Source organism: Dactylosporangium salmoneum (genome assembly GCF_039532525.1).
Lineage (GTDB): Bacteria > Actinomycetota > Actinomycetes > Mycobacteriales > Micromonosporaceae > Dactylosporangium > Dactylosporangium salmoneum.
On the sequence record NZ_BAAARV010000058.1, the window covers coordinates 39,177 to 54,258 of the forward strand.

General features: G+C 73.7%; 9 protein-coding genes. 6 read left to right on the forward strand and 3 right to left on the reverse strand.

Features of this window, described 5'->3' with window-relative positions; translation table 11 throughout:
- The first annotated feature begins 124 nt into the window (after positions 1-124).
- Positions 125-4,183: an AAA domain-containing protein gene (locus tag ABD352_RS30215; RefSeq protein ID WP_344615914.1), complete on the forward strand. Its 4,059-nt coding sequence runs from the start codon at positions 125-127 to the stop codon at positions 4,181-4,183.
- Here the strand turns inward: ABD352_RS30215 and ABD352_RS30220 are convergent.
- A complete protein-coding gene (locus tag ABD352_RS30220) occupies positions 4,180-4,545 on the reverse strand; it encodes a DoxX family protein (protein WP_344615915.1) in 366 nt (121 codons plus the stop codon). The genes ABD352_RS30215 and ABD352_RS30220 overlap by 4 nt on opposite strands.
- Positions 4,546-4,652: 107 nt before the next feature.
- Between ABD352_RS30220 and ABD352_RS30225 the strand changes: the two genes are divergently transcribed.
- Both ABD352_RS30225 and ABD352_RS30230 read left to right on the forward strand, forming a co-directional pair.
- The gene (locus ABD352_RS30225) at positions 4,653-5,030 is read left to right on the forward strand and encodes a winged helix-turn-helix transcriptional regulator (RefSeq protein ID WP_344615916.1); all 378 of its coding nucleotides are present in this window, start codon (positions 4,653-4,655) and stop codon (positions 5,028-5,030) included.
- Between the two features lie 7 nt (positions 5,031-5,037).
- Positions 5,038-5,871, forward strand: coding sequence for a hypothetical protein (locus tag ABD352_RS30230; protein WP_344615917.1), 834 nt, complete (start codon positions 5,038-5,040; stop codon positions 5,869-5,871).
- Here the strand turns inward: ABD352_RS30230 and ABD352_RS30235 are convergent.
- Together ABD352_RS30235 and ABD352_RS30240 are read right to left on the reverse strand one after the other, a co-directional pair.
- On the reverse strand, positions 5,802-6,290 hold the full coding sequence (locus ABD352_RS30235) for a hypothetical protein (RefSeq protein WP_344615918.1): 489 nt from the start codon (positions 6,288-6,290) through the stop codon (positions 5,802-5,804). The genes ABD352_RS30230 and ABD352_RS30235 overlap by 70 nt on opposite strands.
- A 61-nt stretch (positions 6,291-6,351) precedes the next feature.
- Positions 6,352-10,026, reverse strand: coding sequence for a family 78 glycoside hydrolase catalytic domain (locus ABD352_RS30240; protein ID WP_344615919.1), 3,675 nt, complete (start codon positions 10,024-10,026; stop codon positions 6,352-6,354).
- 168 nt (positions 10,027-10,194) lie between these two features.
- On the opposite strand from ABD352_RS30240, the gene ABD352_RS30245 reads away from it, so the two are divergent.
- Genes ABD352_RS30245 through ABD352_RS30255 form a run of 3 tightly spaced genes read left to right on the forward strand, consistent with a single transcriptional unit; the run spans position 10,195 to position 15,078 of the window.
- Positions 10,195-11,007, forward strand: a complete 813-nt coding sequence (locus ABD352_RS30245) for a cyanophycinase (protein ID WP_344615920.1) — start codon at positions 10,195-10,197, stop codon at positions 11,005-11,007.
- Positions 11,008-11,020: 13 nt separating this feature from the next.
- Positions 11,021-13,645, forward strand: a complete 2,625-nt coding sequence (gene cphA / locus ABD352_RS30250) for a cyanophycin synthetase (protein WP_344615921.1) — start codon at positions 11,021-11,023, stop codon at positions 13,643-13,645.
- Positions 13,627-15,078: a serine/threonine-protein kinase gene (locus ABD352_RS30255; RefSeq protein WP_344615922.1), complete on the forward strand. Its 1,452-nt coding sequence runs from the start codon at positions 13,627-13,629 to the stop codon at positions 15,076-15,078. Before cphA ends, ABD352_RS30255 begins: the two co-directional genes overlap by 19 nt.
- Positions 15,079-15,082 lie beyond the last annotated feature (4 nt).

Genomic DNA, 15,082 nt, shown 5'->3' on the forward strand with positions numbered 1-15,082 from the left:
CCGTGGCTGGTGGTGGAAGGTGATGTGCCCGGTCGTGCCCGTGCGGTTGGAGTCCCACGACGAGCTGGCTGGTTGGGGGAGCGCTCTCCGGACTTCCCTTGTCAGGCCCGCTACGCTCGCAAGCGTGGACGACGCTGTGGACCGGCGGGGCGCGCTGGTGCAGGAGGCGGCCCGACGCTGGCGGTCCCAGCTGATCGACCTCGGCGGGCGCAACACGCTGCTCTACTACCGCGACCTGCGGTCCGGCACGCTCGACCTGAGCGCCGCCGACCCGGTCTCCCTGCAGTCCCTGCTCGGCGGCCGCACCCTGTCGCTCGGCCACCTCTTCGCCGACCGCGACGCGCACGCCGCCGCCATCAAGCGGGCCCGCACGATCCGCAACAAGGCCCGGGAGCTGGCCGAGGAGCGCGGCATCGAGACCTGCTTCGCCGCCATCGGCAGCGCCACCTGGAGCCCGCCGCCCGGCGGCGGGGCCGCCCCGGCCGCGCCGGTGCTGCTGCGCTCGGCCCTGCTGCGGGCCCGCGGCGCCGCCGAGGAGGACTTCGACCTCACGCTGCAGGGCGACCTGGAGCTCAACCCGACGCTGCTGCAGCTGCTGGAGGAGGACTTCGGCGTGCGGGTCGACGCCGACGAGCTCGAGGAGCTGGTGAGCTACACCGCCGGCTTCGATGCGCAGCCGCTGTACGAACGCCTGGTCAAGGAGGCGTCCGGCCGGGTCCGCGGCTTCGCGATCAGCCCCCGCTTCGTGCTGGGCACCTTCTCCTACGCCAAGCTGCCCATGGTCACCGACCTGCGGGTGGCGGCCCGGGCCCTGGTCGAGCACGACGTCATCGCCGCCATCGCCGGCGACCGCGACGCCCAGGCGGCGCTGCGCCCGGCCCCCGGCCTCGCGCTGCGCGACCCGGATTGGATCCCGCCGGAGAACGAGTTCCTGGTCCTCGACGCCGACTCGTCGCAGAACTACGCGATCAACGCCGTCCTGGCCGGCCAGCACAGCGTGATCAAGGGCCCGCCCGGCACCGGCAAGAGCCAGACCATCGCCAACCTCATCGCGTCCCTGGTCGCCCGGGGCAAGCGGGTGCTCTTCGTGGCGGAGAAGCGGGCCGCGATCACCGCCGTCACCGACCGGCTGGCCCGCCGTGGGCTGGGCGACCTGGTGATGGACGTGCACGACGGCACCACCTCGCGACGCAAGGTGGCGGCCGACCTCAAGGCCGCCTTCGACTCGGCCGCCCGCATCGCCCAGCCCGAGCTCGGCGTGCTGCACGAGACGCTGACCGTCCGGCGGGCCGCGCTCAACGACCACGACGAGGCCATGCACCTGCCGCGCGAGCCGTGGGACGTCTCGGTGTTCCAGGCCCAGACCGAGATGATCCGGCTCTCCGGCGCGGTCGTGCCGATGACCGAGGTGCGGCTGCGCGGCCCGGTGCTCACCGCGCTCGACGCCGCCACCGCCCGGCGGGTCCGCGAGCAGCTGCGCGACTACGCCACGCTGGGCGGGTTCGCCCTCGACGGGCTGCAGTCGGGCTGGGTCGGCGCGGCCGTGCACTCCCCGGCCGACGCCGAGGCCGCCTTCGAGCTGGCCGAGAAGCTCTCGACCCGGACCCTGCCCGACGCCCGCCCGGCCCTGCGGTACGTGCAGGAGCACGCCGGCCTGCGCGCCCCGGCCGACCTCGCCGGCTGGCGGGCCCTCTTCGCGCTGCTCGACGCGGTCGCCGCCACCCTCGCGCGCCTGCGCGAGGAGGTGTTCCGGACCGACCTCGCCGCGTACATCGCCTCGGCCGCCGACGCCGACTGGCGCCGCGCACACGCCGGCCAGCCCGGCACCGACCTCAGCTGGTGGGCCCGTCGGCGCATGCGCAAGCAGGCCGCCCAGCTGTGGCGCGGCCCGGGGACCCCGAGCCGGCCGGAGCTGTTCGCCGGCCTGCAGGGCGCGCTCGCCCAGCGCCAGGAGTGGGCCCGGCTCGCGGCCGACGGCGGCACCCCGCGGCTGCCCGCCGAACTGGCCCGCGCCCGCGCCGCGTTCGACCAGCTCGACGTGCAGGTGCAACAGCTGCAGCGGTACTGCCCCCAGCTCCCGATGGCCGGCATGGACCTCGACCGGCTGGGCCGCCTCGTGGCCGCACTGGCCGCCGACGAGCGCACCCTGCGCCGCATGCCGCGCCTCAACGAGCTGGCCGCCGGGTTCGCCTCCTTCGGCCTCGACCCGCTGCTGGCGGACCTGCGGGCCCGCCGGCCCGACGCCGACGGGGCGGCCGCCGTCTTCGACGCCTGCTGGCACGCCTCGATCCTGCAGCACCTCAACTTCACCGACCCGCGGGTCGGCGCCTTCGACGGCCCGCTGCACGCGCGCAACGTCGCCGAGTTCCGTGACGCCGACCGCCGCCACATCGACGCCACCACCACGCGGGTGCTGCGCGCCGTGGCCGAGCACATCACGCGGACCCGCGACGAGTACCCCGACGAGAGCCGCCTGGTCGAGCACCAGGCCAACCTCAAGCGCCGCCACCTGCCGATCCGCCAGCTCTTCGCGACCGCCCCGCACATGCTCACCGCCCTGCGCCCGTGCTGGGCGATGAGCCCGCTGGTGGTCTCCCAGCTGCTGCCGCCGCAGGCCGACCTCTTCGACGTGGTCGTCTTCGACGAGGCCAGCCAGGTCACCCCGGCCGACGCCGTGCCGGCCCTGCTGCGCGGCCGCCAGATCGTCGTGGCCGGCGACGAGCACCAGCTCCCGCCGACGTCGTTCTTCACCGCGGCCGAGGAGGGCACCACCCCCGACCCGCTCGGCGTCAACGCCGACGGCTCGATCGACCTGTCGCTGACCTCCGGCTACGAGTCGATCCTGGACGTGCTGACCGCGCTGCTGCCCGGCTACATGCTGCGCTGGCACTACCGCAGCCAGGACGACCGGCTGATCGGCTTCTCCAACGCGCACATCTACGACGGCTCGCTGGTCACCTTCCCCGGCGTGGCCGGCGTGGGCAGCGTGTCCCACGTCCACGTGCCGTTCGACGCCTCGGGCGAGGCTTCCGAGGACTCGGCCACGGCCGAGGTACAGCGGGTCGTGGAGCTGGTCCTGCAGCACGCCCAGGTGCGCCCGAACGAGTCGCTCGGCGTGATCACGATGGGCATCACCCACGCCGAGCGCATCGACCTCGCCCTGCGCAAGGCCCTCGCCGCCCGCCCCGAGCTGCACCCGTTCTTCGCCGAGACCTCAACCGAGCGCTTCTTCGTCAAGAATCTCGAGCGGGTCCAGGGCGACGAGCGCGACGCCATCATCCTTTCCATCGGGTACGGCAAGAACTCGGCCGGGCGGCTGCTGTACCGCTTCGGCCCATTGCTGCTCCCGGGTGGCGAACGCCGCCTCAACGTCGCCGTGACGCGGGCCCGCCGCCGGATGACCCTGGTCAGCTCGTTCACCGCGGCCGACATGGACCCGGCCCGCACCACGTCCGACGGGGTGCGCCTGCTGCGGGCCTACCTCGAGTACGCCGAGTCGGGGGGCACGGGCCTGACCGGCGCCGCCTCCGCGTTCTCCCAGCTCAACGCCTTCGAGCAGGACGTCCGCGACCGCCTGGCGGCCGCCGGCATCCCGGTCGTCCCGCAGTTCGGCACGGCCGGCTACCGCATCGACTTCGCCTGCGCCCACCCGACCGTCCCCGACGAGATGGTCCTGGCCATCGAGACCGACGGCGCCTCGTACCACTCGGCCAGCACCGCCCGCGACCGCGACCGCCTGCGCCAGGAGCAGCTGGAGCGGCTGGGCTGGCGCTTCCACCGCATCTGGTCGACCGACTGGTTCGCCGACCCGGTGGCCGAGACCTCCCGCGCCCGGGCCGCCTACGACGAGGCGGTCGCCGCGGTGGACGCCCGCCGCACCGACGAGCCCACGGTGGTGCTGAACCTGGCCGCGGACGAGCCGGAGCCGGTGGCAGGGGAGGACTCCCGCCCGCTGCCCCGCCCGGCGCTGACCCCCGGCCGCCCGATCGGGGAGTACCCGCGCGAGCTCCTCGTCGACCTCATCCGCTGGATCGAGTCCGACACCCTGCTGCGCACCGAGGAGCAGGTCATCGAGGAGGCCCGCAGGCAGCTGGGCTTCAAGCGCGGCGGCTCCCGCATCAACGCCGCCCTCATGGACGCGCTGCACGAGGCCCGCGACGAGCAGCGCCCGGAAACGGACTAGACGAAGGCGGTCCCCAGCCAGACGGTGACGGCGGCGGCCGCGAGCAGCCCGATGTTGAGCCCGATGAGCCGCCCCTCCCCGCGCGAGAGGTGCAGCGCGATCCCGCCCACCTGCACGAGCACCAGCCCGGCGGCCGCCGCGATCGCCAGCCCGGCCGCGATCCCGGTGAGCGGCGGCAGGATGAGCCCGATCGCCCCGAGGATCTCGAGCGCCCCGATGACCCGCACGAGCGGCATCGGCACGGTGTCGACCCACCCCATCATCGGCTGCAGCCGCTCCTTGCTCTGCGCGACCTTCTTGCCGCCCGCATAGAGGTAGAACAGTGCCAGCAGCCCGGCCAGAACCCAGAACGCAACCTTCACGACGCCCTCCTACCAGGACACTTACCTTTCGTAAGGAACCCCATGATGCGTCACTATCGAGGGGCCTACAAAAGGCACACGCGTGTGCCTGACGCACAGGGAGCGCCATGTCGGAGTACGAACACCTCTGCATGATCCGGGGGGACGGCGGCCACACGCTGCGCCAGATCCTGGAGCAGATCTGCAACAAGTGGACCCTGCTGGTGGTCGCCACCCTGGACCAGCAGACGCTGCGCTTCACCGATCTCCATCAGCGGGTCCCGGGCATCTCCCAGCGCATGCTGACCCTGACCCTGCGCAATCTGGAGCGCGACGGCCTGGTCGCCCGCGAGGTCCACGCCGAGGTCCCGCCGAGGGTGGAGTACACCCTGACCGCTATGGGCCGAAGCCTGCTGGGCCCGGCCCTGACCCTGGCCGGCTGGGCGATGGAGCACGTCCCACATATCGAGCAAAGTCGCGCCGCCTACGAGCGCCGCAGGACATGATCCCGGCGTGAGTCCATGGGGGGCAATCGCCGGCTGCCTGATGTTCGTGGTCGCGGGCATCGCCCTGCTGTTCTCGGACGGCGGCATCGGAGACAAGATCGGCGGCGTGCTCGGCATCGCGTTCTTCGGCCCGGGCGCCGTGCTGATCGCCGTCCGCATGCGCACCGACCGCCCGAGGCCCCCGTCGGACCTGCGCCGCGACGACTGGTTCCCCGCCGGCGACGAGTTCACCGAGCCGGAGGCCGCCTTCGTGCTGGCCCTGCGCGAGGGCGCCCGTGAGCTCCCGGCCGCCGGCGCGGGCAGCGAGGTCTTCCGCAACGAGCACGATGGCTCGGTGGTGGCCGAGGTCTCCATCCGCGACCAGACCGAGCTGCTGAGCGTCGGCCTGCACCTGCTGGACGGCCGCCTGCGCGGCGACCAGCTGGACAGCCACACCTACCTCCCGCCGGAGGAGCCGAGCCCGCTGGCCATGCCCGCGCCGGCCGCCCATGACGAGCTGGGTCCCCCGCTGGCCTGGCTGGAGTCCCTGCTCCGCCGCCCGGTCGAGCTGCTGGTGTGGCGGCACAACGGCACCCCGTACGCCGCCCGCTACCAGTTCACCGACACGACCGAGGGCCTGGTCGAGGCGTTCGCCGAGGACTGGGCCCCGCCCGGCCTGTTCGACCGCCTTCGGCGCGAGGGCGGCACGCGGGGCAAGGGCGGGAGCTGGGTCCGCACCGCCGCCCTGCCCGACCCCGACTCCGTGGTCCCCGTGCGGGTCGACGGCCTGGCCTATGAGACCGGGCTGCTGCCTAGGTTCCTGTGGTACCAGTGCCCGTTCGAGCGTCGCCGCCCAGCGTGACCCGGGCGAGGGCGGGCCGCGTCAGGCTGGCCAGCCAGAGCGTCTCGCCGTCCTGGCGGAGTCCGGTCAGCATCGGGTAGCGGCCGGCCGGCCCGTGGAGGGTGCGCAGGACCCGGCCCTCGGCGTCGACCAGGGCGGCGATCGTGTGCGGGCCCGGCCCGGGCTGGATGCCGGTCGGCAGCAGGGCGACCAGGCGGCGCAGCTGCGGGTGGGCGCCAGATGCGGCCGTCCTCGGTACCGCAGAACACCGCGCCCGACCCGTCGGCCGCCACGTCCTCGGGCGGGCGGCCGGAGGGCAAGGGCAGGAGCTCGGCCCGGTCCAGGCGGGTGTCGTCGGGGGTCCAGGGGCCGGTGAGCGGCGGGGGCGTGGTGGCCGGCAGCTTCGCGGGGCGGATGAGCCTGGGGACACTCATGCCCATCAGTATTCGCCCGGGGCGGCGGGGATGGGAGCGCCCCGGTAGGACGCTCCCTCCCGTCGAACTAAGCGGCGGCCGTGAAGGTGTACGAGCCGGCCGGCAGGTAGAACGAGGCCGTGCCGGAGGGGACGGCCTGGGCCGGGGCCGCGATCGACGCCGCGTTGGACGTCGGGACGCGGACCGTGGCCGAGGCGCCGGCCGGGACGGTCACCCGCAGCGTGAGGGTGCCGCCCGAGACCGACCAGTCGCTGACCGCGTTGCCGTACGGGGTCTCGTACGCCGACTTCGCCGACGTGAGGCCGCCGCCCGGCTGCGGGGCGATCAGCAGGGCCGAGTAGCCGGGCGCGGCCGGGCCGAGTCCGCCGACCTGGCGGTACAGGAAGTCGCCGACCGAGCCGAGGCCGTAGTGGTTGAAGGAGTTCATGCCCGGGTCGTTGAACGAGCCGTCGGTGCGGATGCCGTCCCAGCGCTCCCAGATCGTGGTGGCGCCCTTGGAGATCATGTAACCCCAGCCGGGGAAGCCGGGCTGCATGAGGATCTGGTAGGCCGTGTCCGCGTGCCCGTTGTTCGCCAGCGCCGGCAGCAGGTTCTCCACGCCGAGGAACCCGACCGACAGGTGCCCGCCGGTCGAGGCAACCTTCGCGGCCAGCTTGTCCGCCGCCGCCTGCACCCGGTTGGCCGGGAGCAGGCCGAAGGCGAGGGCCAGCACGTAGCCGGTCTGCGTGTTGCCGCTGACCGTGCCGTCCGCGGCCACGAACCGGTTGGTGAACGCGGCCGCGACCTGGTCGGCGAGCTGCCCGTAGGAGGTCGCCTCGGCGCTGCGGCCGGTCGCCGCCGCCATCCGCGAGACCATGCGGGCCGACCACGCGAAGAAGGCGGTGGAGATGACGTCCTGGGCGGTGTTGTCGTTGACGTTGAGCCAGTCGCCGTACGTCGTCTGGTTGCGGATCAGGTCGGCGCCGGAGGTGCTGCGCAGGTAGTCCACCCACTTCGCCATGGCCGCGAAGTGCTCGTCCACGACCCGCACGTCGCCGTAGCGCTGCCACAGGGTGTAGGGCACGATCACCCCGGCGTCGCCCCACCCGGCGGTGCCGGCGCCGCAGCAGACGCCCGGGGCGACGTCGGTGAACGCCCCGTCGGAGTGCTGGGCGTCGACCAGGTCGTCGGCGAACTTGTCCAGGAAGGCGTGCACGTCCACGTTGAACGTCGCGGTGTTGCTGAAGATCGCGATGTCGCCGGTCCACCCGAGGCGCTCGTCGCGCTGCGGGCAGTCGGTCGGGATCGAGAGCATGTTGCTGCGCTCGCCCCACAGGATGTTGTGCTCCAGCTGGTTGAGCATCGCGCTGGACGTGGTGAACGTGCCGAGCTGGCTGCCGGCGGTCCACGCCGCCCGGCCGGTGAGCGTGTCGGCGGTCGGGGTGAAGCCGGCCGGCGCGCCGGTGAGCTCGACGTAGCGGTACCCGTGCACGGTGAACCGCGGCTCGTAGGTCTCGGTCCCGGAGCCGGCGAAGGTGTACCGGTCGGTGGCCTGGGCGTTGCGTAGGTTGGCCGTGTAGATCGTGCCGTCGGGGTTGAGCACCTCGGCGTGGCGCAGCTGCACGGTGGTGCCGGCCGGCGCGGACATCGACAGGCGGTCCCAGCCGGCGAAGTTCTGGCCCAGGTCGAAGACCCACACCCCGGCCTGCGGCTGGGTGATCGCCACCGGCCGGAAGTCCTGCTGGGTCTTCACGCCGGGGTCGACCTGGCTGACCAGGTTGGGCAAGGCGGCGGTCCTGACGGCGACGGCGGACCAGGCGGCGTCGTCGAAGCCGGGGCTGTCCCAGCCGGCGGCGGTCAGGCGGGCGTCGTAGGACTCGCCGTTGTAGAGGTCGTCGGCGCGGATCGGGCCGCTGGTCACCTTCCAGCTGGAGTCCGTGCGGACGGTCTGGGTGGTGCCGTCGGTGAAGGTGATGAGCAGCTGGGCGGCGTACCACGGCTGGGTGCCGTAGTGCTGGCTGCCGGCGAAGCCGAGGCTCCCGGAGTACCAGCCGTTGCCGAGCCAGGCGCCGAGCGCGTTGTCGCCCTGCCGGATCTGGCCGGTGACGTCGTACTCCTTGTACTGCAGCCGCTTGGTGTAGTCGGTCCAGCCGGGAGCGAGCACGTCGGTGCCGACCTTGGCTCCGTTGAGCCGGGTCTCGTGCAGGCCGAGCGCGGTGGTCAGCAGGCGCGCCGAGGCGACCGCCTTGCTCACCGTGAAGCCCTTGCGCACCAGCGGCGCGGCCTTGGCGATGACCACGTTGGAGGCCCACGGGCCGCTGCCGTAGGTGGCGACCGCCTTGGCCGCTGGCCAGGACGAGTCGTTGAAGCCGCCCTGGTTCCAGCCCGACGGGCCGCTGGTCGAGGACTTCCACGCGGTGTCGGTGGTGATCGTCGGGGCGCCGGCCACGGTCAGCTTGGCGATCATCCCGGCCGGCGACTGGGTGGTGTTCTCGGTGGAGATGGCGATGGTGTTGGTACCGCTGGTCAGTCGCCCCCGCACGTCCAGCGCGACGGCCTGCTGCCAGGACTGGTAGACCCGCGGCGAGGTGCTCACCTGCACGCCGTTGACCCACACGTCGGCGGTGTCGTCGCCGGTGACCACCAGGGTGGCGCTGCTCGGGACGGCGGACAGGGTGAAGGTCCGGCGGAAGTACCGCGTGGCCGCGGGCACCCCGGCGGCGGGGTCGCCCTCGGGGTACCAGATCCAGGTGGCCCCGGACAGGTCGGCGGCGACCGCCGGCTGCCCGACGAAGTCGCCGGTCCACTCGGTCGCCGGGGCGCGCAGCGCGGTCTCGAAGGTCTGGGTCGCGCCCCAGCCGCTCGCCCGGCCCTGGGTGTCCCAGACGCGGACCCTCCAGTAGTACTTCTTCATGCTCGACAGCGCCGGCCCGCCGTAGACGAGGTCGACCTGGTTCCCGGACGGCACCCGCCCGCTGTCCCAGACGTCGGCGGTGTTGGCGCTCGAGGTGGAGACCTGGACCTGGTAGGCCGCCTGCCGCTGCTGGTCCTGCGACGAGGACAGCTTCCAGCCGAAGCGCGGCTGGGCGGCGTCCACGCCGAGCGGGTTGCTCGCGTGCTCGACGGTGCCGCCGGCCACGCTCAGCGGGGAGACGGCGTTGGGGTCGGGCAGCACGACGGAGGTGTTCCACGGCGAGGAGCCGTAGAGGCCGAGGTCGAGCGCGGCCGGCCAGCCGCCGTCGCCGAAGCCGGTCTGCTCCCAGCCGGTCGGCGCGCTCTGCGCCGACTTCCAGGACGTGTCGGTGACCGCGTCGACGGTCCCGCCCGCGGTGACCACGTGGACGTGCCCGATGACGCCCGCCGGGCCGGACGTGGTGTTCTTCACCGCGAGGGCGACGGTGTTGGTACCGCTGGTCAGCGCGCTGCCCAGGTCGACGTACAGCGCGCTCTTCCACGAGTCGACCACCCGCGGCGAGCCCGCGAGCGGCTTGCCGTTGAGCCAGACGTCGACCGAGTCGTCGCCGGTGACGACGAGCTGGGCGTCGCTGACCGCGCCGGCCGGGACGCTGAAGGTCTTGCGGAAGTACCGGTAGCCCACGGGGGCGGTGGTGCGGGGGTCGCCCTCTGGGTACCAGATCCAGTGCGACCCGGAGAGGCTCACGGGCGTAGCCGCGACGGCCGGCGCGGGCGGCGCGACCAGCACGACGGCGGCGAGGCTGAGGAGCGCGGTGGCGGCCGCGCGACTTCGTTTTGTCAGGGACATGGCGGCTCCCTTTGGACATGAAACGTTTCATTAAAACGTTTCACACACATATGTTGCGCTCAATGTAGTGAGACGGGCGTCGATGTGCAACGGGCAGCTGCCCGGCCAAAACCGGCAAACGCCGTACGGCGGGCCCCGGCGGTTTGCAAGATGGGCTCTGGAGGTGGAATGCCCGGAATGCTGCTCGTCATCGGCGGTGCGGAGAGTCATGACGCCGGCGACGACGAGATCCTCGAGCGCTTCGTGCTGCTCGCCGGCGGGGCCGATGCGCACCTCGTCGTCATCGCCACGGCCAGCCTCAGCCCGGCCGACCGGGAGAAGGAGTACGCCGAGGTCTTCCACCGGCTCGGCGCCGGCCGGGTCACGCCCCTGCGGCTCGAGTCGCGCGAGGACGCCAACAGCGACCTCGCCGTGGCCGCCATCGAGCGGGCCACCGGCGTCTTCTTCACCGGCGGCGACCAGCTGCGGATCACCACCGTCGTCGGCGGCTCCCGGGTCGACTCGGCGCTGCACGCGCGGCTGGCCGAGGGCATGATCCTGGCCGGCACCAGCGCGGGCGCCACGATGATGTCGAGCACCATGATCCTCGGCGGCAGCCTCGCCTCGGTGAGCACCACGAGCGTGCACACCGGGCCGGGCATGGAGTTCCTGCCCAGCGTGCTCATCGACATGCACTTCGCCGAGCGCGGGCGGCTCAACCGGCTGCTCAGCGCCGTCGCGATGTTCCCGCACGAGCTCGGCCTCGGCATCGACGAGAACACCGCGATCCTGGTCGAGGGCGACGTCTTCGAGGTGCTCGGGCGGGGCACCGTCACCGTGATCGACGCCGGGAAGGCCATCGACATCAGCTGCTCGTCGGCCGAGCCGGATGGCCCGATCGCCCTGTGGGGCGCCCAACTGCACGTCCTGCCGGCCGGGCACCGGTTCAACCTGACCGACCGGGCGCCGATGAGGAGAGCGGAAGAGGATCATGCGGATTGAGAGCAGTCGGTGGTTGCGGGGGCCCAACCGGTACCTCGCCCGCCCCGTCCAGGTCACCCGGGTCCGCCTGGACGGGCTGACCGGCCGCGAGACCTGCGATTTCCCGGGCCTGCCGGAGCGGCTGCTGGACCTGCTGCCGGGCCTGGCCGAGCACCACTGCGCGGCCGGGGCGCCCGGCGGCTTCGTCAAGCGGCTGTACGGCGGCACCTACTTCGGCCACACCGCCGAGCACATCGCGATCGAGCTGTCGAACCTCATCGGGCGCGAGGTCAGCTTCGGCCGCACGGTCGGCACCTCCGACCCGTCGGCCTTCGACGTGATCATGGAGTGCCCGCTCGACGAGCCGTACGACTCGGAGATGTCCGAGCTGCTGCTCAGGGCGGCGATCGAGGTGGTGCTGCCGCTCACCCGCGGCGAGCCGTCCGCGGTGCCCGACCTGACCGGGGTGCAGCGGCGGTATGAGCGGCAGAAGCCCGGGCCGAGCACCGAGGCGATCGCCCGGGCGGCCCGCGAGCGCGGCATCCCGGTCGAGCGGGTCGGCGACCTGAGCCTGCTGCGCCTCGGCTACGGCCGGCACCGGCGCCTGGTCTGGGCCGCCCTCACCGACCAGACCTCGGCGATCGGCGTGGACATCGCCGCCGACAAGGAGCTGACCCGCAGCCTGCTGGGCGAGGCCGGCATCCCGGTAGCCGACGGCGGCGCGGCCGGCTCGGTGGAGGAGGCCCTCGCGCTCTTCGACGAGCTCGGCCCGCCCGTCGTGGTGAAGCCCCGCGGCGGTCGTCAGGGCATGCACGTGTACCTCGGCCTCGACACCGAGGACGCGGTGCGCGCCGCCTACGCGGCGGCGTCCGCCGACGGCGGCGATGTGGTCGTCGAACGGCAGCTCGACGGGCGCGACTACCGGGTGCTGACCGTCGGCGGCGAGATCGTGGCCGCCGCCGAACGGGTCGCCGCGCACGTGATCGGCGACGGCCGCACCGACGTCGCCGGCCTGGTCGAGCTGGCCAACGAGGACCCGCGCCGGGGCGTCGGGCACGCCCGGGCGCTCACCCGGCTGGCGGTCGACGCGGTCGCCGAGACGCTGCTGCGCCGGCAGGGGCTGACCCTGCGCGACGTGCCCGAGCCCGGCCGCACGGTGTGGCTGCGCGACAACGCCAACCTCTCCACCGGCGGCACCAGCGTCGACGTCACCCGGCGGGTGCACCCGTCGGTGTCGGACCTGTGCCGGCGGGTGGCCGGCCTGGTCGGGCTGGACATCGCCGGCATCGACCTGCGGCTGCCCGACATCGCCGCCGAGCTGCCGCTGGGGCGCGGCGGCGTGATCGAGGTCAACGCGGCTCCCGGCCTGCGCATGCACCTGGAGCAGCACGACGTCGGCGCGGCCATCGTGGACGCGCTCTATCCGGCCGGCGCGCCGTCGCGGATCCCGGTCGTTTCGATCACCGGCACCAACGGCAAGACCACGGTGGCCCGGCTGACCACCCACCTGCTCGCCGGGGCCGGCCTGCGGGTCGGCGTGACCACCACCGACGGGGTCGTGGTCGGCGGGCGGCTGGTGCAGCGGGCCGACGCCACCGGCCCGCGCTCGGCCCAGATCGTGCTCGGCGACCCGACGGTCGACGCGGCCGTGCTGGAGACCGCACGCGGCGGCCTGCTGCGCCAGGGCCTGGGGTACGACTGGAGCGACGTCGGCGTCATCACCAACCTCTCCAGCGACCATCTCGGCCAGGACGGCGTCGAGACCATCGAGGACCTCGTCGACGTCAAGTCGGTCGTGGCCGAGCGGGTCCGGGAGGGCGGCGCGGTCGTGCTCAACGCCGACGACCCGCGCAGCCGCGAGCTCGAATTTCCCGGGCGCGAGATCATCTGGTGCTCCCTCGACCCGCGCAACCCGCTGGTCCGCCGGCACTGGGACTCCGGCGGCCGGGCCTACCTGCTGGCCGACGGCTGGCTGGTCGAGCTCGCCGGCCGCCGCTGGGTGCCGCTGCTGGCCGCGCACGAGCTCGGCGGTGGCTTCGGCGGCGCGGCCCGGCACCTGGTGGCCAACGCGCTGGCCGCCGCCGCGGCCGCCCGGGTGCTCGGGGTGACCACCGCCCGGGTCGCCGAGCAGCTGCGCACCTTCACCGACAACCCGGGCCGGGGCACGCTCATGCGCTGCGGCGAGGTGCACGTGCTGATCGACTACGCGCACAACCCGGCCGCCATCGCCGCCGTGAGCGACCTGGTCGAGCGGGTCTGGGGCTACGAGCGCGCGGTCGCGGCGGTGACCCTGCCCGGCGACCGCCGCGACGACCTGCTGCGCGAGTCCGCGGCCGCGGTCGGGGCCCGCTTCGGCCGGGTGGTGCTCTACGAGGACGCCGACCGCCGCGGCCGGGCCGTCGGCGAGGTGCCCGGCATGCTGCGGGCCGAGCTCGCCCGGGTCGCCCCGCAAGCCACCTGCGTCGAGGTGCGCACGGTCGAGGAAGCCATCCCGGCCGCGCTCGCCCTGGCCCAACCCGGCGACGTGGTGCTGCTGCTCTACGAGAAGATCGAGCCCGTCCTCGCGCTACTCAGCGCGCTGGGCGCTCGCCATACCGGCGAGGTTGGTGTGGCTGACGTGAATCTGGGCAAAACCATGGCGTGGACAGGTACCGTCTGATCGAACCCCTCGGCACAGGCGGCATGTCCGTGGTCTGGCGCGCCTTCGACGAGGTGCTGGAGCGCTCGGTCGCGGTCAAGCTGCTCGCGCCGAAGCTGCTGACCGACCCCGTCTCGCGGCGGCGCATCCAGGCCGAGGCGCGGGCCGCCGCGCTGCTCAGCCACCCGCACATCGCCCAGGTCTACGACTTCGGCCACGGCCCCGACGGCGCCCCCTACGTCGTCATGGAGCTGGTCACCGGCCAGTCGTTGGCGCAGGCCGGGCCGCTGACCCCGGCCGAGGTGGTGCGGGTCGGCGCCCAGCTCGCCGACGCGCTGGCCGCCGTGCACGCCCGCGGCCTGGTCCACCGCGACGTGAAGCCGGCCAACGTGATGCTCACCGAGGGCGGCGCCAAGCTGGTCGACTTCGGCATCTCCGCGGTCGCCGGCGACGACAGCGACCGCGCCGGGCAGATCCTCGGCACGCCCGCCTATCTGGCCCCGGAGCGCATACGGGGGCTGCCGACCACGGCCGCCACGGACGTGTACGCGCTCGCGCTGCTGCTCTACAAGGCGCTCGCCGGGCACTTTCCGTGGCCCGAGGGGACGACCACGACCGGGGTGCTGGAGGCCCACCAGCGCACCCGGCCCGCGCCCATGCCTCCCGGGCTGGTCCCGCCGGGGGTTACCCGGGCCATCTCGCTGTCCCTGGCCAAGGCGCCCGAGAACCGCCCGTCCGCGTCGGATCTGGCCAGGATCCTTGCCGCGGCGGTACCGCAGATGCCTTCCGCGCCCCGGCGGCCCGAGGGCCCCGTGACCCACGCGCTGCCCCGCCGCCCGCCGCACGCCCGGCGCAGCCGGCTGACCGTGGGCGGGGTGGTCGCCGTGGCGGCCGTGGGCGGGCTCACCATGTGCTCCCCGGGCAACGCGGCCGAGAGCCCGAGCCTGGAGCCGGCCGCCGTCACCGCCGAGCCCTCGAAGGCGGCCGCGGTCGACTGCGCGGTCGAGTACTCGGCGCGCGACGAGCCGGGCGGCTCCTTCACCGCCGACCTGCGCCTGACCGCCACCGGCGGCGAGGGCGGCTGGAGCCTGACCTTCCAGCTCCCGGCCGGCCAGGCGATCGGCTCCATCGACGGCGCGACCTGGCACCAGCAGGGCGGCAAGGTCCTGCTCGGCGGGTCCGACCTCGGCGGCCTGACCGCCGGCGGGCGGTTCACGCTGGTCGGGGCGGGCGCCGGCAGCACCGGCGACTCCAGGTCGCTGCCGAGCGGCTTCGCGCTCAACGGCGCGGCCTGCCGCTCGGTCCTGCTCGCCTCGGCCGCGGCACCCGCCCAGACCCAGCCCCCGACGGCGCAGCCAACGGGAAGTTCCTCGGCGGCACCCTCGAAGAGGTCTTCCGGGGAGCGGAAGGGGAAGCACGACAAGGCGAAGAAGGACGGGAACGAGGACGACTGACCGT

Coding starts and splice junctions, on each gene's coding strand:
- ABD352_RS30225 (WP_344615916.1), top strand. CDS start 4,653: ATGTCGGAGTACGAACACCTCTGCATGATCCGGGGGGACGGCGGCCAC.
- ABD352_RS30240 (WP_344615919.1), bottom strand. CDS start 10,026: ATGTCCCTGACAAAACGAAGTCGCGCGGCCGCCACCGCGCTCCTCAGC.
- ABD352_RS30245 (WP_344615920.1), top strand. CDS start 10,195: ATGCCCGGAATGCTGCTCGTCATCGGCGGTGCGGAGAGTCATGACGCC.
- ABD352_RS30235 (WP_344615918.1), bottom strand. CDS start 6,290: ATGGGCATGAGTGTCCCCAGGCTCATCCGCCCCGCGAAGCTGCCGGCC.